Origin of the sequence: Butyrivibrio sp. AE2005 (assembly GCF_000686965.1) — a bacterium.
Classification (GTDB): Bacteria; Bacillota; Clostridia; order Lachnospirales; family Lachnospiraceae; genus Butyrivibrio; species Butyrivibrio hungatei_A.
Map to the genome: position 1 here is coordinate 337,425 of NZ_JMMD01000001.1, position 23,512 is coordinate 360,936.

At 39.6% G+C, this 23,512-nt stretch carries 17 protein-coding genes; 15 read left to right on the forward strand and 2 right to left on the reverse strand.

The genetic code is table 11. The features are described from left to right. Positions 1-6 precede the first annotated feature (6 nt). The 3 genes from DL92_RS0101535 to DL92_RS0101545 are packed head-to-tail and all read left to right on the forward strand — an operon-like array spanning position 7 to position 2,469. On the forward strand, positions 7-804 hold the full coding sequence (locus DL92_RS0101535; RefSeq protein ID WP_026655010.1) for an MBL fold metallo-hydrolase: 798 nt from the start codon (positions 7-9) through the stop codon (positions 802-804). A gap of 15 nt (positions 805-819) precedes the next feature. Then, complete coding sequence (locus DL92_RS0101540) at positions 820-1,092, forward strand: ACT domain-containing protein (protein ID WP_026655009.1); 273 nt, start codon at positions 820-822, stop codon at positions 1,090-1,092. Positions 1,093-1,104: 12 nt separating this feature from the next. Next, entirely contained in the window at positions 1,105-2,469 is a 1,365-nt protein-coding gene (locus DL92_RS0101545) for a PFL family protein (protein ID WP_026655008.1), read from the forward strand. A gap of 13 nt (positions 2,470-2,482) precedes the next feature. On the opposite strand, the gene DL92_RS0101550 is transcribed toward DL92_RS0101545, so the two are convergent. Further along, a complete protein-coding gene (locus DL92_RS0101550) occupies positions 2,483-3,814 on the reverse strand; it encodes a sensor histidine kinase (RefSeq protein WP_026666689.1) in 1,332 nt (443 codons plus the stop codon). Then, the gene (locus tag DL92_RS0101555) at positions 3,814-4,554 is read right to left on the reverse strand and encodes a LytR/AlgR family response regulator transcription factor (protein WP_026655005.1); all 741 of its coding nucleotides are present in this window, start codon (positions 4,552-4,554) and stop codon (positions 3,814-3,816) included. The genes DL92_RS0101550 and DL92_RS0101555 overlap by 1 nt, the downstream gene beginning before the upstream one ends. 204 nt (positions 4,555-4,758) lie before the next feature. On the opposite strand from DL92_RS0101555, the gene DL92_RS0101560 reads away from it, so the two are divergent. The 12 genes from DL92_RS0101560 to DL92_RS0101615 all read left to right on the forward strand — a co-directional run bounded on the left by DL92_RS0101560 (position 4,759) and on the right by DL92_RS0101615 (position 23,486). Further along, positions 4,759-7,875 carry a polysaccharide deacetylase family protein gene (locus DL92_RS0101560; protein ID WP_026655004.1) on the forward strand — a complete coding sequence of 1,039 codons (3,117 nt, stop codon included), beginning with the start codon at positions 4,759-4,761 and terminating at the stop codon, positions 7,873-7,875. 14 nt (positions 7,876-7,889) lie between these two features. Beyond that, positions 7,890-9,779, forward strand: a complete 1,890-nt coding sequence (locus tag DL92_RS0101565) for a glycosyltransferase family 2 protein (protein WP_026666690.1) — start codon at positions 7,890-7,892, stop codon at positions 9,777-9,779. Positions 9,780-9,788: 9 nt separating this feature from the next. Continuing rightward, on the forward strand, positions 9,789-11,648 hold the full coding sequence (locus tag DL92_RS0101570) for a polysaccharide deacetylase family protein (protein WP_026666691.1): 1,860 nt from the start codon (positions 9,789-9,791) through the stop codon (positions 11,646-11,648). A gap of 33 nt (positions 11,649-11,681) precedes the next feature. Next, positions 11,682-12,743: a glycosyl hydrolase family 18 protein gene (locus DL92_RS0101575; protein ID WP_026655001.1), complete on the forward strand. Its 1,062-nt coding sequence runs from the start codon at positions 11,682-11,684 to the stop codon at positions 12,741-12,743. Between the two features lie 215 nt (positions 12,744-12,958). After that, positions 12,959-13,345, forward strand: a complete 387-nt coding sequence (locus DL92_RS0101580; protein WP_026655000.1) for a GntR family transcriptional regulator — start codon at positions 12,959-12,961, stop codon at positions 13,343-13,345. Next, positions 13,342-14,247, forward strand: coding sequence for an ABC transporter ATP-binding protein (locus DL92_RS0101585; protein ID WP_026666692.1), 906 nt, complete (start codon positions 13,342-13,344; stop codon positions 14,245-14,247). The genes DL92_RS0101580 and DL92_RS0101585 overlap by 4 nt, the downstream gene beginning before the upstream one ends. Beyond that, positions 14,219-16,417, forward strand: coding sequence for a phage holin family protein (locus tag DL92_RS0101590; protein ID WP_026666693.1), 2,199 nt, complete (start codon positions 14,219-14,221; stop codon positions 16,415-16,417). The genes DL92_RS0101585 and DL92_RS0101590 overlap by 29 nt, the downstream gene beginning before the upstream one ends. Beyond that, positions 16,414-17,334 (forward strand): carbohydrate ABC transporter permease, encoded by a 921-nt coding sequence (locus tag DL92_RS0101595; protein WP_081670519.1) that lies wholly within the window; start codon positions 16,414-16,416, stop codon positions 17,332-17,334. Before DL92_RS0101590 ends, DL92_RS0101595 begins: the two co-directional genes overlap by 4 nt. Positions 17,335-17,342: 8 nt before the next feature. Beyond that, on the forward strand, positions 17,343-18,284 hold the full coding sequence (locus tag DL92_RS0101600; protein WP_051594089.1) for a carbohydrate ABC transporter permease: 942 nt from the start codon (positions 17,343-17,345) through the stop codon (positions 18,282-18,284). Next, positions 18,281-19,840 (forward strand): HlyD family efflux transporter periplasmic adaptor subunit, encoded by a 1,560-nt coding sequence (locus DL92_RS0101605; protein ID WP_026654994.1) that lies wholly within the window; start codon positions 18,281-18,283, stop codon positions 19,838-19,840. The genes DL92_RS0101600 and DL92_RS0101605 overlap by 4 nt, the downstream gene beginning before the upstream one ends. A gap of 2 nt (positions 19,841-19,842) precedes the next feature. Then, the gene (locus DL92_RS0101610; RefSeq protein ID WP_026666694.1) at positions 19,843-21,048 is read left to right on the forward strand and encodes an ABC transporter permease; all 1,206 of its coding nucleotides are present in this window, start codon (positions 19,843-19,845) and stop codon (positions 21,046-21,048) included. Next, positions 21,015-23,486 carry an ABC transporter substrate-binding protein gene (locus DL92_RS0101615; protein ID WP_026666695.1) on the forward strand — a complete coding sequence of 824 codons (2,472 nt, stop codon included), beginning with the start codon at positions 21,015-21,017 and terminating at the stop codon, positions 23,484-23,486. The genes DL92_RS0101610 and DL92_RS0101615 overlap by 34 nt, the downstream gene beginning before the upstream one ends. The last annotated feature ends 26 nt before the right edge of the window (positions 23,487-23,512 follow it).

The window sequence follows — 23,512 nt, forward strand, 5'->3', positions numbered from 1 at the left end:
TATTTGATGCGTTTTACCAGTATTGCCAGTGGAAGCAGTGGTAACTGTACCTATGTCGGATCTGACAACACTCACATCCTGATCGATGCAGGAATCAGTATGAAGAGAATAGGGGAAGGACTTAATAAGCTTGATCTGTGCTTTGACGACCTCGATGCGATTTTTGTGACACATGAACATGTTGATCATATAGCTGCTCTTCATACGATACTTAAGAAGCATAACATACCGGTATACGCCACTGAAGGCACAATACAGGGAATAAGAAACAGTGATAAAAAGAATGAGATGACAGGTTCCGTATTCTGTCCGGTTCAAGCGGATAAGAGTCTGTGTGTCGGAGATATGATAATCAATCCCATGACAATTTCACACGATGCTCTTGATCCCTGCGGATACAGAATTTACTGCGGGGATAAAAAGATAGGAGTTGCGACCGATCTTGGCTGCTATACGGATTACACCGTTGAAAGCCTTTCCGGTTGTGATGCGCTCCTTATTGAAGCCAATCATGATGAGAGGATGCTTCAGGCGGGGCGTTATCCTTACATGCTCAAAAAAAGAATTTTGGGCGATAAGGGGCATCTTTCAAATGCAAAGAGTGCAGAACTTCTTTGTAAGATCTTGAACGATAAGATAAAAGGTGTGTTCCTTGGGCACCTTTCCAAGGATAATAATCATCCGGATCTTGCCTATAAGACGGTCAGCGTCGAGATAGATATGGGAGACAATCCGTATTCAAGCGGAGATTTCCCTTTAATGGTTGCAAACAGAGCAGAGCTTTCGCCTGTTATCGAATTTTAAATAAGTGGAGGAAATATGAACAAGATTATTATTACAGTTGTTGGTAAAGACACAGTGGGAATTATTGCTAAGGTATGTACTTATCTTGCAGATTCAGGGATCAATATCCTCGATATCTCTCAGACTATCGTAAGCGGATATTTTAATATGATGATGATCGCATCTATGGAAGGGACATCAAAAGATTTCAACACTGTTGCCGATGATCTTGAGAAAATTGGTAAAGATATCGGTGTTGTAATTAAATGTCAGAGAGAAGAAATTTTTGATTCCATGCATAGAATTTAAGGAGACAACCTAATGATAAACACTAAAGAAGTCATCGAGACCAATGAAATGATCGAGAAGGAAAATCTCGATGTAAGAACAATTACAATGGGTATCAGCCTTCTTGACTGTATCGATTCAGATCTCGAAACTCTCAAGAAGAATATATACAATAAGATTTATGAGTCTGCAAAAGACCTTGTTCGGACCGGAGACCAGATCTCAAGAGAGTTCGGTATTCCTATCGTAAACAAAAGAGTTTCCGTTACACCTATCGCTCTTGTCGGTGGGGCAGCTTGTAAGACAAAAGAAGATTTTGCGGAGATAGCAAAGACTCTTGATGAAGTTGCAAAGAAAATCGGAGTAAACTTTATCGGAGGATATTCAGCGCTTGTAAGTAAGGGAATGACACAGGCAGACAGACTTCTCATTGAGTCAATTCCGCTTGCTCTTTCTCAGACAGATCTTGTTTGTTCATCAATCAATGTAGGTTCAACCAAGACAGGTATCAACATGGATGCTGTTCGTCTTATGGGAACAATTATAAAAGATACTGCTGAAGCAACCAAAGAGAATGATTCTCTTGGATGCGCAAAGCTCGTAGTATTCTGCAATGCGCCTGATGACAACCCGTTCATGGCGGGAGCATTCCACGGCGTTACGGAGGCAGACAGAATTATCAATGTCGGTGTCAGCGGACCCGGTGTTGTTAAGACTGCACTTGAAAAAGTAAGAGGAGAGAATTTTGAGATTCTCTGCGAGACTATAAAGAAGACAGCATTTAAGGTTACAAGAGTTGGTCAGCTCGTTGCAAGGGAAGCATCAAAGAGACTTGGCGTTCCTTTTGGAATAATCGACCTTTCACTTGCACCCACACCTGCTATCGGAGACAGCGTTGCCGATATTCTTCATGAGATAGGAGTTGAGCATGCAGGTGCGCCCGGAACAACGGCAGCTCTTGCACTTCTTAACGACCAGGTTAAAAAAGGCGGTGTTATGGCTTCTTCTTACGTTGGCGGACTTTCGGGAGCATTTATTCCTGTAAGTGAAGATCAGGGAATGATCAACGCCGTTGAAGCGGGAGCGCTTACACTTGAAAAGCTTGAAGCAATGACATGCGTATGCTCTGTTGGTCTTGATATGATCGCGATTCCCGGAGATACAAAGGATACAACCATCGCCGGAGTTATTGCGGATGAAATGGCAATCGGAATGATCAACCAGAAGACTACTGCAGTAAGACTTATTCCCGTTATCGGAAAGGGAGTGGGAGAGACTGTTGAATTTGGCGGACTTTTGGGATATGCACCTATTATGCCTGTAAACGGATTCTCTTGCGACGCTTTCGTAAACAGAGGCGGAAGAATTCCCGCCCCCGTACATAGCTTTAAGAACTAATGATTTTTAAGAATTATTTGACTGCACTGAACGGAATGGTGATATTTGAGTAAAACTCGTTTTCACTGTTTCTGAAATCTGCTGAACCACCATAGGTTTCAGCTGCAGACTTGATTGATTTTAAGCCTATACCACTGCCGGCGCGTCTGGTGGTGATATAGGTGTTATTTTTTTGCTTAACAAAGCCGTTGAAGCTGTTGGTCGTAACTATATAAAGGTTACTCATGTTTCTTTCAAGGATCTTGATATCTATCTTTCTGTCTTCCTCGGGAAGTTCCCTGCAGGCAAGAACGGCATTTTCCAAAAGGTTTCCTATTATATTGCAAAGATCTATGGTTGATATCGATATTTCTTTTACCGGAAGAGTAACTTTGCAGTTAAACTGTATCTTTTCACTTTTGCATTGTCTCATATAGTGATTGAGGAGTGCGTTGAGCGAATTGTTCTTGCAGTAATATCTGATCTCGCTTTCGGGCATATTACTGATGTAATTGCTGAGGTACTCTCTGATAGACCTTATGTCACCGCTGTTTGCAAGAGAATCGAGCAGGCAGATGGTATGCTTGAAATCGTGTCTTACCCTTGCTGTATTCTCAATATAGCTCTGCTGACTTAAGTACTGAGCTTCTTTCATCTGCAGGATATGATATTTCTCTTCATATTTAACTGCGTTCATTATCTCAAACACTATGTTGTAAAAAATGATAGTAAGAATAATGAAGACAAAGAACATTCCTATAAGAAGTCCCCAATAAGTGGCAAATATATCATCAACGTAGAGAGAACTGTATTTGCCGGGCATTATAAGCAAACTGATAGCCACAAATATGATGGATACGGGCATTGTTATAATCCATATCTTAGGAATTGTGAGCATATCAACAAGGTTGCTTCCGTGATCGTAAAGAGGAGACCAGAAGATAGCAACGATGAAGAAGCTTATGGTAACACGGATAAATGTTGTTTCTATATTATATGTGTCGGAATTGGATGCGGGATTGACAATTGCATCGTATCCGTAGACTCCGTTTATTATTATCGACATCAAGGCACACATCCAAAGGTAGATCGCAAGGGATTTTGCAAGATCTGCAACAAGAGTTTGCTCATAGATAAAATACAAGATAAAAACCAATAAAAGAAATGTAAAAGCTTTATCTGCATCAAGTGTAAGTGTAATAAACGAAAACAGCGCGGACAGGATTACTATTATGGTGCTCATTCCGATAAAAAGCGGTTTGGTTCGGTACTTCAGATGATTCTTAAACGGCAGGTAGCACATGATAAGTGCCGGGATAAGAATAAGGTTTGAAAAAAACATATTCAAAAAATTAAAGGCGTTCATCAGATAACTTCACTTTCATTTCTAATTTTATTAAAGATATAATTCTTCCAGATCTGCTCAAGCTGTTTTTCTTTTCTGAGCGTGATGGGAGTCTGCATGTCACCGGCTATAAAACAGCTTCCGTTTTTTAAGGAAGTGATATAGTCCATATTTACCAGGATTCCTCTCATGACAGGAAGAAATCTGATGTCTTCGGTCAGAATGTCCGAGATTCTTGAAAAAGTCATTCTGACTTTATATGTCCTCTGATTCTTTAAGACAATCTCGTTGTAGTGGCCGATGGATCTTATAAGTGCGATATCTGAATAGGGCACGGATACTTTATCTTTTTCATAAGTAAAGAAAAGGTACGGAACATCTTCGGCCATTGTTTTTTTCTTAAGGAAATCATCCATAACCTTATAGAGCTTGCCAATCTCGGCAGGTTTTGAAATGTAATCATAGGCATGGATACTAAATGCTTCCGGCATGAATTCATTGCTGCTTGTAAGAAAGATGATAGCGGTATCGGTATCGGTTTCTCGTATTTTTTGGGCAGTTTCGATTCCTGAAATGCCATTCATATAAATATCCATGAAGATCAAAGTGTAATTATATTTTTTATACTCGGAAAGAAAATCTTCGCCTCCCGAAAAGACTTCGATAGAAAGATCGAGTGAGTTCTCATAAGCGTAACTCATCAGAATAGTTCTCAGCTGATCCGCATCAGAACGCAGATCGTCAACAATTGCAATATTCATTTAACTATAATTCCCCGTCATAAAATTAGCGTTTTGAAAAATATTTCATAATAGATTATAATATTATAATGCATCTTATGCCAAAAAAAAACATTTTATGACATAAATATTGCTTCGAAATCGCGTTGACAATAAAATTTTATACGTCAACGGCAAACGGTTTGACTAAATTTGAGCGATAAACTTATGCAAAGAGGGGCACTTATGTTTAGAAGATTAAAAAATCTGTTTGTATTCGCTCTCGTTGCTGTCATCGGCACTACAAGTCTTGTAGGCTGCGGAGATAACACCGAATCGGTTTCTGATATCGATCTTACCAAGATTCAGAGACTTTCTTATGATGCAACAGACGAGCACGAAATTGCGTTGGAGAAATTCAATAAAGGTTGTGAACCTGCCAAGATTATTCGTGACGACAAGTCACAGCCTGAAAAGAACTTTTGTCTGATTTTTCAAGGCGCAAAGGATTCAGTTACCGTAGAAAAGGTACTGCAGATCCTTGATGAGAAGAATATCAAGGCTACATTCGCTATTACTGCGGCAACAGCTGCGGAAGACGATGCTTTGATCGACCTTATTATTGAAAAAGGACATGACATTATCGACAATGGCCTTAACGGCGATTCTTCTATAGATGTATTGTCAGATGAAGATATGGTCAGCAATTTTTCTGATTCCAGAAAAGTTTTTTCCACATTAATGGATGTTCCGCCCGATAAGATGATGCTTAACACTACATATTATAATGACACGATATGTATGGCAGCGTCTGCTTCAGGTTACAACAAACTGGTTTCACCCAGTTCCGGAAGCTACCTTAATGAGAAGAGTTTCAGAGATGCTCAGAATACTTCTGAGTATGTTTTAAGACAGGGAAGCGGTAAGATCCTCGTTATCAAGCTTGATGAGTATGTTGAATCTCTCGAGGTTGATCCGAAGGTTGAATACAAGGACCCTGCTATTGACGTACAACCGACTATAGTTCCTTCAGCCGACAGCAAAGAGAAGGAAGATGAAAGAGACGTTGTCACCATGGTTGGATGGCTTCTTGATGCAATGCAATCTCAGAATGTTCAGAACGTTAAGCTTGATAAGCTTAAAGCTCTTAATGATGAAGAGTACGTAAGACAGTTGTATGAAGAGACAGGCGGATATTCTGCCGAAGTATATGAAGAAGTAGCAACAATGAAAGATGTTACCGGTCTTTGCTTCTACGGAATTCCCGAGAATGCCGAGAGCGTTGATGCTATTACAAAAGCACTTATCAAAGCCAATGCAAAAGCCACTTTCTTTGTAAGCTCAGAGGATATAGAGAAGAACCCCAAGTCTGTTGAGAAGATTGTAAATTCAGGTTTTTCAATCGCAACAAGAGGCACTACGGGTGGAAATATCAGTAACAAAGAATTCTATGATATATATGTTGATCTCAAGACTTCTGTAAGAAGCATTCAGAAGAACTACGGTCTTAAGGCAAAATACTACATGCCTGAAGATGCAAGCGAGATAACGGAGAACCTCAGAATCGCAGCAAAGGTTGCGGGACTTGATGTTGTTTCACCCAAGAATGAAGCAGTTCCTGAGAAGGGCTACATCAGCTGTTTCGATCTTACAAGAGAGTTCGATATGGCTAAGCTCAATGCTTATATTTCATCCACGGCAGGTAAAAATCAGCAAGTTGTAGATATCACAGAACTTGTCAAATCATCTACATGTGAGCCTGTTACCGATAAAGAGACACTTGCGCACCTTAGAATGGAAAATCATGCAAGACTTGCTCAGGAGAGAAAGAATATATATACATCTGAAAGAGCTGTGACCATGACATTCTACGGAATCTCAAATAAAGCGGTTCTTAATGATGTTCTTTCAATACTTAAGCAGAACGGATACAAGGGAACATTCTTTGTAACACCTGATGAACTCAGTAGATGCGGAGAGTCAATTACCAAGATCCTTAACGGCGGAAATGAGATCGGTATTGCATATGTTAGCAATTCACAGATCGATCAGAGTTATGATGAAGTTGCCGGATATATATTTGGTGCCCAGCAGTATGCAGAGTGGAAATATGATGCCAAGATTTCTGTTGTAATGCAGCCTTACGGCGTTCCTTCCAAGGATACCAAGGAAGCTGTCGCTTCATGCGGATGCTCACTTGCAGGATATGAGTACTCGATGGTTCAGTCTAAGGACAGAAGTGCTGTAGACTTAAGCTTCTACACAACACTTGCCAAAAAGGTTGAAGCACACAGAGGAAGCATTATTTACTTTAATATGAATTACTACACCGCAGACCAGGATGCTGCAAGCGGTGACGGAACAACACTTCTTGCGGAACTTTTGAATAAGTTCATTGAGACAAAGATTTATGCACTTACATATAAGGATGTTTACGGAAAGTCACAGCCTTCAACATCATATACGGTTAAGACTTTCAGTGAACTTGCTTCTTCACAGTATGTATATGCACCTATCAAGAATTCACAGAAGATTGTTTCAAACAATAACAACATTGTTGAAGCACTTCCGGATAATGCAACAAAGAATGCATATATGGCCGGACATTACATTGGAAATCCCGATGTTACATACATTCCCGGATTTACCGATGATGAGATGAAAGCTTATGACAAGACCGGTAAGATATCAAAGAATAAGGTTATTTTCCTTACTTTTGATGACTGGGGATATGAGCAGGATATAAATGAACTTCTTTATGTCCTTGATAAGTACAAAGTAAAAGGAAACTTCTTTGTAAGAACAAACAATGTTGCCGACAACCCGAATCTTTTAAGAGCTATCGCGGTTGACGGACACATGATAGGATCACATTCCAATTCACATATGGTTGCATGGAATGCTACCCAGAACGAAGACGGAACATATAGTTACGAATCAATCAGTGAGGATGCCGGAAAGAGACTTAGAGCAGATGTAGTTAACAGCTACTCAACACTTAATAAATACTGCGGTGATGTAGTCGTAGACGGAAGACGAGCGCTTTCAACAATCTACAGACCACCGACCCTTGCAATGAGCCGAATCGCTATGGAAAATATTTTGGATGTAGGATTCTCATACATTGTCAGCGGAGACTTTAGCTCAGGGGACTACAATTGCAGTTCTGTTGATGAAGTTGTGAACATATTACGAAACGGCAAGAAAGCATGGTACGGAAATGCAACTATAGGAAATGGTTCATGTATCGTATTGCATATGTCGCCCAATGCACAGTATACTGCCGAGGCACTCGATATCATGATTCCGGAATGGAAAGCTCAGGGCTACAATTTTGGCAGACTTGACGATTACCTAAGATGATTGAGGGGTAAAAGATGGAATTTCTGGATAAGATAAAAAAGAAAAAAGGTTCTGTAAACAAAGAAGACGTGATGACTGTTGAAAAGAAAGACAGACGAGTTCTTTCACATGTTCCGGATTCTTCAAATAAAAGAACAAATGCAGAACGAAGAGGAAACAGTAACGACAATAAGAATAATGATTATGAGGCTTTTCTTAAGGAGAGTAAGTCAGGCATAAGATACGTTACAGGTTTCCCGGTACATATGAGAAGCTACTCCAAAGAAGGCCCGAAAGTCAGCGGAGTCGGGAAGGTAGTTGATATATCAAACACCGGTATGCTCGTCGAAGTTGGAAGAGAGGAATTTAGCGCTCTCAGCACCAAGACGATGCTCAAAGTTGACTTCAGGGTTGTTCCGGGAAGTATGCCTGAAGGTAATGAAATGCGGGTTAAGCAGAAAGTGAAAGTAGTCCGTACTTTCATTACTTCCGACGGAAAGTTCATGATCGGAATAAACTTTGGCAAAGAGCTTCACAATTATGCTGCCGCAAATAAAGACAGATTCATGTTTGTATCTTCGGTCATTCTGATAGCGTTTACTATCGCATGCGTCATCCTTATGAGAGCGGAGAGCATCATTTACTTTAAGTTTAATAAGCTCCTGTATCTGTACAGTATGGTCACAGCAGTGTATCTTTTGAGCAGATATATCTTCGGAGCTTTCTACAGACCAAAGAAAGTTGATCCTGATTTTACACCGGGTGTTTCAATCCTTATTCCATGCTTCAACGAGGAAGAATGGATAGGAAGAACCATAGAGAGCTGTGTGAATCAGGAATATCCGATAGAAAAGCTTGAAGTCATCATAATAGATGACTGCTCAACCGATGGTTCTGTTGAGAAGATAAAAGAGACAATAGAAAGATTAAAGAAAGAAGCAAACGGTAAGTATGATCTTGAAGGCAGAATTTCTTATTGCGTACAGGAAAAGAATGCCGGAAAGAGAGATGCTCTTGTAAGGGGAGCGGAACTTGCAAAACATGAGCTTGTTGTCTTTGTTGATTCGGACAGCTTCCTCGATCCGTTTGCCATAAGACATCTGGTTCAGCCCTTTAAGGATCCTAAGATGGGCGGCGTTGCAGGAAGAACCGATGTTGCAAATACTTACACAAATGCACTTACCAAGATGCAGAGTGTCAGATATTACATTGCTTTCAGGGTTATGAAAGCTTCTGAAGGGCTCTTTGATGCGGTTACATGTCTTTCGGGACCTCTTTCCTGCTACAGGAAGGAGATAATCCTTGCAAACAAAGAAGCGTGGATGAATCAGAGATTCCTTGGACACAAGGCTACATTTGGTGATGACAGAGCGATGACAAACTTCATCCTCAGGCATTACAGGACGACATATCAGGATACGGCGGTTTGTTCTACGATCGTTCCCAATAAACATTCTGTCTTTCTTAAACAGCAGATGAGATGGAAGAGATCGTGGCTTAGAGAATCACTTATTGCAGCATCTTTTATGTGGAAGAAGGAACCGTTTGCGGTTATCGGATTCTATATGGGACTTGTGGTTCCTGTAGTTGCTCCGCTGGTTGTTCTTTATAACCTTGTATATGTACCTTTGACACAACACATTTTCCCGACCGCATTTTTACTGGGATTGTTCCTGATGTCATTCTTGATGAGTATGTCGCAGATGCTTCTCAGAAAGAGCTCAACATGGGCGTACGGCCTTTTATTCTGCATTTATTATGAGCTTATTCTTTTGTGGCAGATGCCTATTGCATGGTTCACGTTCTGGAAAACCACATGGGGAACCAGAATGACGCCAAGTGACCTGGAGGAAGCTGAAAAGAAGCGCCTTCGCAAGGAAAAGAATAGCAAAAATAAGTCGTCAGATAATAATAACGTGGAATAAGGTGGAAATATGTATAAGATTGAATCATCAAAAGATATAAAGAAGTTGATACGTTCAATATTAGAGCTTGTACTTCTGCTTTCGCTTTTGGCTTTTGTATTGAATGCACTACTTACTTCTACAACGTACAGACCGTACAATCCGTTGGATACAAATGTGGTTTCACGTATGGATCATGGATTTATCGCTGTTTCATATTCCGGTGTGGCAAGAGATGGAAGTAGTTCAAGAATCGGTGTCGACAGGCTTGATGAACATCTGAATGCGCTTCAGAAGTGCGGATATGTTACTATCACGCAGAATGATATCGATAATTATTACAACAAGGGTATTGCGCTTCCTGACAAAGCTCTTTTCCTTATGTACGAGGATGGAAGAAATGACACGGCCATCTTTTCACAGAAGTTAATGGAAAAATACAACTTCAAGGCAACGATGTTTACTTATGCCGAGAAGTTCAGAAGCAAAGATGCGTTTTTTCTTATGCCTGATGAGCTTAAGAGACTTGAAGAGAGCACCTACTGGGAGCTGGGAAGTAACGGATACAGACTTGGATACATAAATGTATTTGACAGATACGACAGATATATCGGAGAACTTTCAAGTGAAGAATATTCTTCCATGAGTAAGTACTTCGGAAGAAATTACAATCATTATCTTATGGACTACATAAGAGATGAGAACGATGTTCCGAAGGAATCCTACAACGAGATGCAAAAGAGAATCTTGGGTGAGTACGGACTCATGAAACAAGAGTACCAAAAGGGACTTGGCAAAGTGCCCGGTGCTTATGTGCTTCTTCACTCAAATACAGGAAAGTTTGGTGAAAACGACAAAGTAAGTGCTGTAAATGAGAGGGCTATCGGAAATACCTTCGCTATGAACTTTAACAGAGAAGGATATGCACTCAATAACAAGAAGAGCAGTATTTACGATCTTACACGCCTTGAGCCTCAGCCGAACTGGTATACAAACCATCTTCTTATGAGGATAAAGGCTGATCTTCCGGAGGAGGATCAGAAAAATATAGAGTTCATCAATGGGGATGGTGACTCAAAGAATGCCTGGGAGCTCGAAAAAGGAGCTGCCGAGTACAGGAAGAATGATGAAGCTATCGCGCTTACATCACTTCCTCAGGAAATGGGTATCTTAAAATTAAAAGGCAGTGAAAACAGTAAAAATGTTGAAGTGTCTGCAACGCTTAAAGGAAATGTACTTGGTTGCCAGTCGGTTCTTCTTAAGGCTGACAGTAAGCTTGATGCCGGAGTGGAAGTAAGACTCATGAACAATCATCTTTACCTTGTAAACGGTAAGGATATTCTTGAGGATATCGATCTCTATGATTTTGACGGCGGAGAAAAAACTTCCGTTGAAGAGGACATGAGAAATTCACTTGCCGGTGAGTATGCTGCATTTGCCAGATATGCTGCAAGCCACAAGGAAGCCGAAGAATACACAAAGCTTTCGAACGAAGCCAAAAAGGCTAAAGTCAAGACTTTGCAGGATGGCGGCGAAGAGTACAGACCTGTTTTCCAGATCGGGGATAAAGGAAACAGGAAACTTGACATAACGCTTATTGATAACATGATCACTGTTAAGCTTGATGGCAAAGTTGTTTTTGAGAATTACGAGCTTAAGAAGATCGGTGACGGAGCAATCTATTTGAAGAGTGCCTGGACTGAGTACGGTTATAGCCAGAGAAACATTGCTGATGATGTTTACGACGGAGTATTTGAAAAATTAACCGTTAAAGACCTTGATAATGGCACTGTACTGTACACAAACGTCCTTACAGGTGTACAGAATGTTCAGAGAAAAGCTGAGCAGACATTTAATTCAGTAATAAACTGGTTTATTACAAATATTTGATTGGATGATGCCTGACAACAGATAGGGGATACTATGAAGAAGAGAGCTTATACAGTGCTTTTGATGGCGGCAATATGTATTGGAACATTCTGTGGCTGTGGGGACACTACAGATAATGACAAAGACACCGCTTTAGGAAGTGAAGCTGAATATGCTACTGTGATCACCGGCGGAAATGGGGAAGAAGCCAAGGATGCATCTGTCTGGTATCCATATTGGGATAATGCAACTGCTGATGAGGAACTTGCCGCTATTGGCGATGACCTAGGTACGATCTGCTTCTTTGCAGCGTACTTTGACAAGAACAGCAATATGTTTATTCCCGATAATATCACGGACAAGATAGGACAGTTCGATAAGTCGGGTTATTTAAAAGGAAAGACAACATTTCTTACAATAGTTAATGATAAGTTGCTTGATGAGGGTTCATCCCTGAAAGACACTGAGCTTTTGTATGAGATATTGGGGAGTAGCGACCTTGCGGAAAAGCATGCGGACAATGTAATAAAACTTACCAAGAAATCCGGTCTTGGTGGAGTTGAGATTGATTATGAGGCAATTAAAAAAGACACTGAGCTATGGGGACACTTTAACGAATTCATTAAGGTGTTGTCAGAAAAGGCTTCAAAAGAGGGACTCCTGCTCAGGGTTGTATTTGAGCCTTCAGCGCCAATAGGCAGCTATGAATGGCCTGAGTATCCGGAATATGTGATGATGTGTTACAACTTAAAGGGCTACGGTACTGATCCGGGTCCAAAAGCGGATGTGGCATTCATAAAGGATATGTATGAAAAGATGACTGTCCTTAAAGGTAAGATCAATTTGGCGTTTGCCACGGGAGGATTTGATTTTGCCGCAGACGGATCGGTAAAACAGGTTAATTATAGAAATGCTGTGACTCTTTGTGAAGAATATAATGGCGAAATTGCCAGAGATCCTGACAGCAGTGCGTTACATTTTGAATACACCGATGATGCGGGACATAAGCACGAGGTGTGGTACGCAGATCAGGAAACGCTTAAAGTTTGGACTGATACAGCCAAAGATGCCGGATGTGAAAAGTTTTCGATATGGAGACTAGGTGGTAACTTCTGACCGTATATTTTGCAGACAGAAAATCACAAAGAAAAAGTCATAAAATCGGTATTATAAGTGGGTTTATCAATGTCGATTTTATGACTTTTTTTGTAGAAAAAAAGTAGTTGCAATATTGGAAACGAGATGATATTATTTTAGTGTACTAAGTTGAATAGTACACTTATTGTTTGTTACTGAGTTATATCATAAATTAAATGACGGATGGGAGAACTATGAAAATTATAGACTACCAAGACAGCAGACCTATTTATGAGCAGATAGTCGAGAGTTTTAAATTACAGATATTTAAAGGTATACTCCAGGCTGATGAGCAAATGCCTTCTGTCAGAAGTCTTGCAATGGAACTTTCCACTAATCCCAATACGGTTCAGCGTGCATATACGGAGCTGGAGCGGCAGGGATTTATTTATACTGTTAAAGGTAGGGGAAACTTTGTCAAGGGAGACGATACTCTTAAAATAACCAAGAAGCAGGAAGTGATAGATGAAATCATGGAACTGTTTGTTGAAGCCAACGCTATAGGAATTGCCTATGACGAAGTATTATCGGAGATAGAAGAGAGGCTAGCCGAACTTAAGAAGGAGGAAGGAAAGGCGTGATTGAGTTAATTGAACTTAACAAGGCGTTTGATGACATCAAAGCTGTCAATCATGTTTCACTGAAGATTGCTGACGGTGAAGTTTTTGGCCTTGTTGGGACAAATGGGGCAGGAAAGAGTACTACGCTTAGGATTATTGCAGGAGTTATCAAACCGGATTCCGGTGTTGTATGTGTTGATAATAGACCTGTATACGACAATCCTGACGTAAAGAAGGATGTGTTTTATATTTCTGATGATCAGTACTTTTTCCCTAACAGTACACCTAATGATATGGCAGGTTTTTATGCATCGGTGTATGAAAATTTTGATAAAGAAAAGTTTTATAAGTTTTTGACAGGCTTTGGCCTTGATAAAGACAGAAAGATAAATACCTTTTCCAAAGGTATGAAGAAGCAGGTATCAATCCTGTTGGGATTATGTGCGGGAACCAAGTACCTTCTTTGTGATGAGACATTCGACGGACTTGATCCTGTTGTCAGACAGGGAGTAAAGAGCCTTTTTGCAGCCGAGATGGAAGACAGAGGTTTGACTCCCGTAATCGCTTCACATAATTTAAGAGAACTTGAAGATATATGCGATCATGTGGGACTTCTTCATAAGGGCGGTGTTATTTTGTCTGAAGATATTTCCGACATGAAACTTAATATGCAGAAAATTCAGTGTGTATTTAAGACTGAAGAAGATGAGAAAAAGGCACTTGAAGGACTTGATGTGCTTATACATGACAGGCGCGGAAGACTTCATACTATTACCGTCAGGGGTGAGAGGGCGGATATAGAGGCTGCATTTAAGCGTGCAGATATGATTTTCTTTGAGATATTGGCTCTTACATTGGAAGAGATCTTCATTAGTGAGACGGAGGTGGTTGGATATGACATCCGCAAATTCATCATGGGTTGATAAAGTAAAAGCAAATAAAAATATAATGAGCAACAAGAGTTTGTGGTCATATGTAATGGTCGCTCCGGTTATGTTTATCGCTTTTGTTGTACCGATGGTGCTTTTGTTCATCAGATCGCATCACTTTGGAATTGAGCATGAGCAGGAAGCAGCTCAGATGCTGTATGAAAAGCAGGTAGTAGTTATGCATACTATCGGACTTGGCTCAATGTTTTATTTTTTGATAGGTGCTCTTGGAATAATATATGCATTTACTAAGTTTTCTTATCTCTTTAGTATGAGTAAGCTTGATTTTTATTTAAGCCTTCCTACTACAAGTGCAAGAAGAATGCAGAGTGCTTATTTCGTTGCGATTACCAATTTTATAACCATATTCCTCGGCGTAGAAGTTGTTGCAATTCTTACCGCATTGGCATTTGGGGCGTTAAACGCCGCTCTTATCATTGCTGTTCTTATTCAGACAGTCAGAATGATAATATTTTTCTACACATGCTTTACTATAACCACACTTGCCATATTGCTGTGCGGAACAAGGATTATTGCACTTATACTGACAGCTATTATGCTGTATTTCCCATATATAATCGGTGAAGAATTCCATTATCTGAATCGAGTATTCTTTTCAACAGCAAGTTATATGTCGGAAAATACGGCCATTTTGTCACCTTGTAACGATGTAAAAAACCTTGCAAATAACATAATGTACAGATATGAATACTATTCGATAGATAAGTCTTTTGATATTTCAAGCGTTATGAGTAATTATCTTCGTTCAATCAGATATGACATAGATATGATCGTTACTGCAATCATAGCAACAGCGTTGGTTGTATTTGTGTACAAGTACAGAAGAGCAGAACATGTTGGAAAGACTGTTATCTTCAGACTTGTAAGATGGGCATGTAAGGTTCTTGTTTGTGTAATAACATCGCTTGGTGGAATGGTTGTTCTTCATACGATTTTTGATATGACATGGAATCGTAAGCTTTATGTTTTGCTCTGCATTGCAATGCTTACAATATGTGCTTTTACTGGTTCGATTATTGAAATCTGTCTCGACTCGGATGTAAAGAGCTTTGCTAAAGGAAAACGTCAGACTTTCATGGCAATGGCTATACTTTTACTGATTTTTTTTATATACAGAGGTGACCTTCTTGGCTATGACAGTTATGTCCCGAATGCGTCATCTGTTGAGAGTGCGGCTCTTTTTTATAATGATTTCGGATACTATTATCAAAGTGAATATATTCATGGTTTTAATTCCTCAATAGATTGGGACACTTATTCCTTCAAAAATATGAAGATTACGGATATGGATACATTTCTTCCGATTGCCCAAAAGAGTATGGAGTGTGCCAGAAAAGCTGACGGTGATTATTATAAATACGGGTGGGGAGAGAAAATTCTCTATAATCTTAAAGACGGAAGAAAAGTTTATCGTGATGTTGTGATTCCTTATGATATTGATCCCGCGCTTATGGATAAGCTTACAAGCAGTGAAGAATTTATAAAGGGACATGTTCCGTGTTTTGGCGATGACTTTTTTAGAGCAGAACAGATATCAACCGGAGAGGCGTCAATGACGTGTTCTTTCCCCGGGGGAGATGAATTTACAACAGATGTATCGGTTATGGGAGATTTTATAGAAGCATACAAGCAGGATATTCTGGAACACTACAAATTCTCTTATATAAAAGATACCAGTGCTATCGGAGAAGTGGATTTTAATAATGATCCTTATACTTCTTATTCTATGCCTGTATTTGAGAATTTTACACGTGTAATAGATGTGCTGACAAAGAATGGTCTTTATAAAGGAAAAGAGTATCCTGTTGACAAAATACAGGAACTTACGGTTACTGATTATTTTCCCGGGTATAACTTTAATGAGATGTCTTTGGAAGAACAAAGAGAAGTCTATGACAAATGGTATTATGACGGAAAAGATTTTGGTTTTAACGTAGAAACATATACCGATAAAGACAAGATAAAAGAAATCATGGAAAACTGTATATTTGAGAACTATGTTGAGTGGGAGAATCCGTTTGATAAGGTAGACAAGAAGTTTAATGTATCATTTGATGACAAATATCAAGATGCTTTTACATATCACTATAGCTTCAAGAAAGGATCTGTTCCTAAATTTGTTTATGAGGATTTTAATAAGTGAAGATAAAGTCTTTGATTACTGAAAGAACTAAACAACCGAAACAAAGAGTAAAGACTGTAGGAAAGAGAGAACTCATTTCATGGTTCTTTCTTCTCCCTTCGCTGATCGGAGTATTTGTATTTTTTGTGGCACCGTTCATGGTTATTATAGGTTATTCATTTATGAATAACCCGATACAGAAAGAGTTTGTCGGATTTAGTAACTTTGTGAATGTTTGGAATAATGACGCGTTTAGGAAAGCGGGACTTAATACTCTTAATTTTTCCTTTACCGCGGTTCCGCTTGCGGTTGTACTATCGCTGATACTTGCTGCAGTGATGGAATCAAGGATTCCGTTTAAGAGCTTTTTCAGGTCGTCGTTCTTAAGTCCGCTTATGGTTCCGACGGCATCGATAGTACTTATCTGGCAGGTAATGTTTCATCAGAACGGAATTGTAAACAATGTTCTTGCAGCGCTTGGGGATACATCCAAGACAGACTGGCTTAAGTCAGATAAAGCATATGTTGTTTTGCTTACGCTTTTTTTATGGAAGAACCTTGGATATAACATGATCCTGTTCATGTCTGCGCTTGCAGGAATTCCAAAGGAACTTATAGAGGTTGCAAGAATAGAAAGTGCCGGTAAATTACAGATATTTTGGCATGTGAAGCTTAGGTTTATATCACCTACGATAATGTTTGTGACTATTATGTCGCTTATCAATTCATTTAAGGTTTTTAGGGAGATATACCTGCTGACCGGAGATTATCCTTATGACACGCTTTATATGCTGCAACATTACATGAACAATAAATTCGCATCGCTCGACTATCAGATGCTTTCTGCGGCGGCGATAATCATGTTCATAATTGTTTCGATACTCATATACTTTTTGATAAAGTTTGAGGACTCATACGGTAAAGACGTCGAAGGATAATAGCTTTTATGGAAAATGAGTTTAGCAAAATATACAGAAAAAGAATAAAACAGAAAAAAGAACTTGAAGATAGAACAAAGAAGATCATAGTAACAGTTTCGGCAATTATATTCGCATTTTTCTTCATAATGCCGACACTTCTTACGCTTACCAATTCGTTTATGGCTGCGACAGAGATAAATGCGAATTACGGTTCAATTTTTGATAATTACGGCAAAAACGAAAATGGAGCGAGGACATATATTTCAAAGACTGTAAATCTAAAGTTTATTCCGGATATGGTTACTTTTGATCAGTATTACACGGTTCTTTTAAAGAGTCCCGAATATCTGCTCAAGTTCTGGTATTCAATGATATATACGGTTCCGATAGTTATTGTACAGCTTGCGCTTGCATCGTTTGCGGCTTACGGTTTTTCGCGGCATGAGAGCAGGATAAAAAATGTGATATTTTTCGTTTATGTAATCCTGATGCTTATGCCATATCAGGTCACACTTGTTCCGAACTATCTGGTTTCGGATTTTCTGGGAATTCTGGATACAAAGTGGGCAATATGGTTTCCCGGATTTTTTTCACCGTTCGCAATATATCTGCTAACCAAATTTATGAAGCGAGTTCCCAAGGAACTTACAGAAGCGGCAGAGATAGACGGTGCCGGTGAATGGGAGATTTTTTCAAGGATACAATTTCCGCTGTGCAAGGGCGGGATCGCTTCAATAATGATATTGGTATTTTTCGACTATTGGAATATGGTTGAGCAACCTCTTATCTTACTAAAGGATGTAGATAAACATCCGTTGTCGGTATTTTTGTCAAAGATCAATCAAGGTGAGATAAGTCTTGCGTTTGCAGTTGCGGTAATATATTTAATTCCGCCGTTGTTATTGTTCTTGTACGGCGAAGATTATTTGGTGGAAGGTATTTCCTACCAAGGAGGAGTCAAAGGATGAGTAATGAAAATCAGCTTATCGTTGAAGATAAGGATACAGACAAAGAGAAGGACAAAAAGAGGGATAAAAAAGATATTGTAAAGAACGTAGCAATTGTTTTTCTTTGCATTATGCTTGCGCTGACATTCTTTTCAAATACCATCATGAATTATTCGCTTGCACAGGTTGCGACCACTGCGGTGGATAGCGGAGAAATAATCAAGGAAATTCCTATATCCGGAGAAATTGTCGCAGAAGACCCGTATGAAGTTACAGTAAAAGAATCGAGAAAGATTTCAGGTGTTGCCGTAAAGGAAGGCGCACACGTAAAGAAAGACGACATTCTCTTTTACCTTGATGATATAGAGTCGGAAGAGTTTCTTGCAGAAAAAAAGAATTTGGATGATCTTGAACTTGCATATGATAAAGAGCTTTTTTCGGGAAATGTTCCGGACGATGTTATTACAAATGTTCGTAAAGGAAAAAAGTCATCACATGATAAACTTCAGAGTGAATTGAAGGCTGCAACGGACAGATATGATGCGGCACTTGATGCAGACCGCGCGGCTCAGGCGCAGATTGACGCAATTACTCAAAAAGCATCTACAGATAGCGCTGACAGTGCTTATAATGCAGCAACTCCCGGATATACTCTTGCACAGGCTCAGGCAGATCTTGCTGATGCGCAGGCTCGTGGAGATGAGGACAGAGTAGAGGATCTTCAGAAAAAGGTAGACGAACTTACAAAAGATCAGAGCCAACTTACTAATCTTGGAACGCAGCTTGATGCTGACAATCAAAAAAAGCTTGCTGCGGCTACGGCGGAGAAGGCTAGGACTGCTGCAGAGCTTGAGGCAGCTACAAAGGAAAAGGAAAAAGTTTTGGCAAGCTTGGGATCAGAGATAGGTCTTACGGATTTAAAGGATAAGATTGCTGAGTCAAAGGCAAAGCTTGCAAAGCTTGAGGCTGAGTCAACAGGAGCAACCATAAAGGCACCCGTTGACGGAATAATCTCCAGCATAAATAAAGTTGCCGGAGAAAAGACAAATGCAGAAGAACCTGTTGCAGTTATTCAGGTTGACGGAAAGGACATGACACTTGAGTGCTCCGTAAAAGTTGAGCAGGCAAAGAGAGTAAAAGTCGGAAATGTTGCCGAACTTACAAATCCGTACAGCTTTGAAAAACCTGAGGAATTTAAGGCGATACTTAAGTCCATTAGAAATGACAAAAAAGATCCTGCAAATATGAAGGTTTTGACCTTTAAGATCCAGAGTTCCGAGGTTACTCCGGGACAGGAAGTATCTCTTAAGATGGGCGAAAAGCCCAAGCATTATGATCTGATTGTTCCCAATAATGCAATCAAAGGCGCAGACAACAGGAACTATGTACTTGTTCTTACAGAGAAGAGTTCCCCTCTCGGAAACAGATATATTGCTACAAAGGTTGAAGTAAATACTCTTGATTCAGATTCGAAGAATACAGCGATTGAGGGGAATCTTCCCGAATATTGCAGTATTATAACAACAGCTTCAAAAGCGATAGAGCCCGGAGATCAGGTAAGACTTGCAGAGAAATAATTATGGATAAAGAAAAAGTATCAGAGTTTAATGAAAAAGCAAAAAATAAAATAAAGACTTTTTTAATCGAGGCAAAAGTACCGCTTATACTCATTACGATACTGCTTTTGATAGATCTTATTCTGGGGATCATAACGAGATTTATGGTTGGGAGTATGCCTGACCAGAATGTTATAGGAAGGTTATCTGTTGATGATAAATGGGCACAGGTAAGTGTGTTTTATGCCCAGAATCAGTGTATTGATGAAAATGCCATCAAAAAACTTGAATATGATTTTAAAAATAAGATGGTAGATGAGGGCGGAATCAATGAAAAAAAGCTGAATTTCAGCAGTTGTTACAGTGCTCAGGGATCTGTAGGCATTAGCTACGATAAAGATAAGGAGCCGTACAAGGCTCGTGCCATAGGAGTCGGAGGAGAGTTTTTTCTTTTTCACCCGCTTAATTTTGTGACGGGTAATGCATTTAAAGATGATCCCACGATGTCCAATTATATTGTGTTGGATAAGCAGATAGCGTGGGATATGTTTGGATCCAGCGATATATGTGGAGAAGTTGTTTATATCAATAATTTTCCGCATTATATTGCAGGTGTTGTAGACAGAGAAGAGGGAAGGTTTAGTGATGCCGCAGGACTAAAAGAGCCTGTTATCTATATGTCCTATGAAAGCCTTTCAAGATTTGGAGATATATACAGCGGCAGAACAGTAGAAAAAGAGATTTCCGAAACCGGACAGAAAGCTAAGTTCGGCGGGATCAATTGTTATGAGATTGCTTGCCCCAATCCCGTAGAAGGGATTGTTTGCAAATATATAACTGAGAGTTGCGGTCTGGATGGCGGATCGGTGCACATCTGCGAGAATTCAGAGAGGTTTAAACCTATGTCGCTTCTCGAAGTTGCAGCTTCTTTTGGTACAAGAAGTATGTGGCAAAAGGCAATATATTACCCTTATTGGGAAAACATTGCCAGAGGATACGAAGATGTTTTATCTGTCCTTTTTATTATTGGACTGTTTTTGAAAGTGAGCGTTGTTGTGACAGTCATCCTTTTTGTAAAGAATTGCTATACGCATAGGGAGACTGATCTTCACGGCTTAATGGAAAAACTGGCTGATAAGAAGTATGAACTTGAAGTGAAAATTAATGACAGGAAGAAGAAAAAGAGGATAAGTAAATGGGAAAAAGACAATTTGTCGGGAGAGCAGTAAGTTGTTTGCTTGTATCCGTACTTTTGGCAACATCGATGACCGGATGCGGTAAAAAGAAAAATAGTGGCGTTTCATTGGAAGATGCCAAGAAAATTGATAAAAACTGTATTTTTAAACAGGAAGACATTGAAGGTATTCTTGAGCCGGGCGAAGAGGTATCTGTTCTTACAAGTGCCGGAGATAAGATCAAGGTTGTTGCAAATACTGAAAATGGAAAGTGCAGATTGATCTCTTTTAATTCTGATGGATCCGATGTTCAATCAGTAGATGTCGGAAGCGGAAAAGATACTTATGTATATAATTGCGTATTCGATAAAGACGGAAACGCTTATATGAGAGTCTACGTAGGTGACAGAGATATGATGTACGGTGGGGGCGTAGAAGCTGATGATTCTGAAGATGCTTCTGCAGAAGAAGTTTCATCTGCAGATTCTTCTGCGTCAGACGCTTCAGTGGCTGATACTGCTACAGCAGACGCTTCTGCAGCAGAAACATCAGCTGATGAAGCTAATGCTTCTGAAGACAGTAAGTCTGAAGGTGATGCGTCGGAGGAAGGAAAATCTTATTTTGTAAAGCTCGATCCTACAGGAAAAGAGCTTGCAAAGGTTGATCTTGACCAGTTTTCTAAAGAAGGAGCCGGTGAAGATGAAGGATTCGATCTTTACAATATGATTTGGACTGAGAAATATGGTCTTATCGGTCTTTCGGAAGAAGCAATTCAAACTTTTGATGAGAAAAACGGACCTCAGGTTCTGATCGAGAAAAAGAAGATCTGCGGCGATGACGGATGGATCAACAATATGTCTAAGCTTTCCGAGAATGAGCTTCTCTTGACATATTATGATGGTTCGGGAGAAGGTGGCGAAATCAACGCGATTTTTGACCTTGATAAAAAAGAAATCGGTAAGAAACTTGATGGCTTCGGTAAGTACAGTAATTATAGTTTCTTTACAGGCGGCGAGGGAAATCTGTACGCATCAAACGAAGACGGTATTTTTAAATATGACATGAACGCAGGTAAGCTCAACAAGCTTCTTGATCTTAGAGATTCCAACATAGGTAACGGTGGATATATGTGGTTTGATGCCGTTGCACTAAGTGATACGGAGTTTATTGCAAATATTCCCGGATCGGATGATGAAAGAGGCAGTGGTTCGATTTTGGCAAGACTTACCAAGGTTAATCCTGAAGATGTAGTTGATAAGACCGTTATTACACTGATGTCACAATACATGAATGGTGATATCGGAAATGCGATCATGAAATTTAACAGATCAAACGATAAGTATATGATCAAGATGATCAATTACGATACTTTGTATCAGGATGATTGGGAAGCTGCACAAAAGCAGTTTAATCTTGATATCACTTCGGGAAAAGCTGCTGATATTATCTGTGTTTCAAATAATGAAGCTGCATTACGTAAGTATGTTGATAAGGGAATATTGCTCGACCTTACACCTGCATTTGAAAAAGGCGGTCCGCTTGGAGATATCGAGTATCTTCCCAATGTGGCTGAAATGATGAAAATTGACGGTAAATTCTATACATTCATGCCTTCGTTTTATGTTGAAACATGTTCAGCAAAGACAAAATTCCTTAATGGAAAAACAACTCTTTCATTTAAGGATTGGGATGATATTATTAACGCCAACGGTGCAAAATATGATCTTGCATTCGGAACGTATAACTCAAGAGAAAATGTCGGATCATATTTATGGACATATTACGGCGACAAGTTCGTTGACTGGAAGAATAAGAAGTGTAACTTTAACAGTCCGGAATTTATTGAATATCTGAACTTTGTAAGTAAATTCCCTGATGAGGAACATCAACACGAAAGTGAAGAAAACGGAGAGTGGGTTCCTGAAGAAAAATATGTCCAGGAAGATAAAACATTGTTCTACAGAACATACCTCAATAGCTTTGAGGAGTATGGACGTATTAAGCAGCTCACCTTTAAAGAAGATTTTGAATTTATAGGATTTCCTAATGACAGCGGTGAGAATCTGGCAGCAATTTATCCTTCTACATTTGCCGTAAACAGCAAAACAGAACATAAGGATGTTATTTATGATCTGATCAAGAGTATTTTGACTGCGGAAAAGGATGCTTTCTATGGATTCTCTCCGGTTAAGGCTAAGTTTGAAGAACAATTTGCTGAGGCTACAAAAGAAAAGCCTGAAGATGATTATAGATCGACCTGGTGGGATCAGGTTACCGGAAAGGAAGTAAAGGCAAAACCTCTTACTCAGGAGGAAGCGCAGCTTGTGAAGGATTATATCCTTGGTATCAAGTCGCTTGAATGTTATGACGAGGAAGTGTCCAAGATTGTTGAAGAAGAGACTGCAACATTCTACAGTGGACAGAAAACGGCTGAACAGGTTGCTGAAGTTATTCAGAACAGAGTTACTACATATCTGAATGAGAACAGCTAACGACTTGAATGTTCAGTCAAGATTTA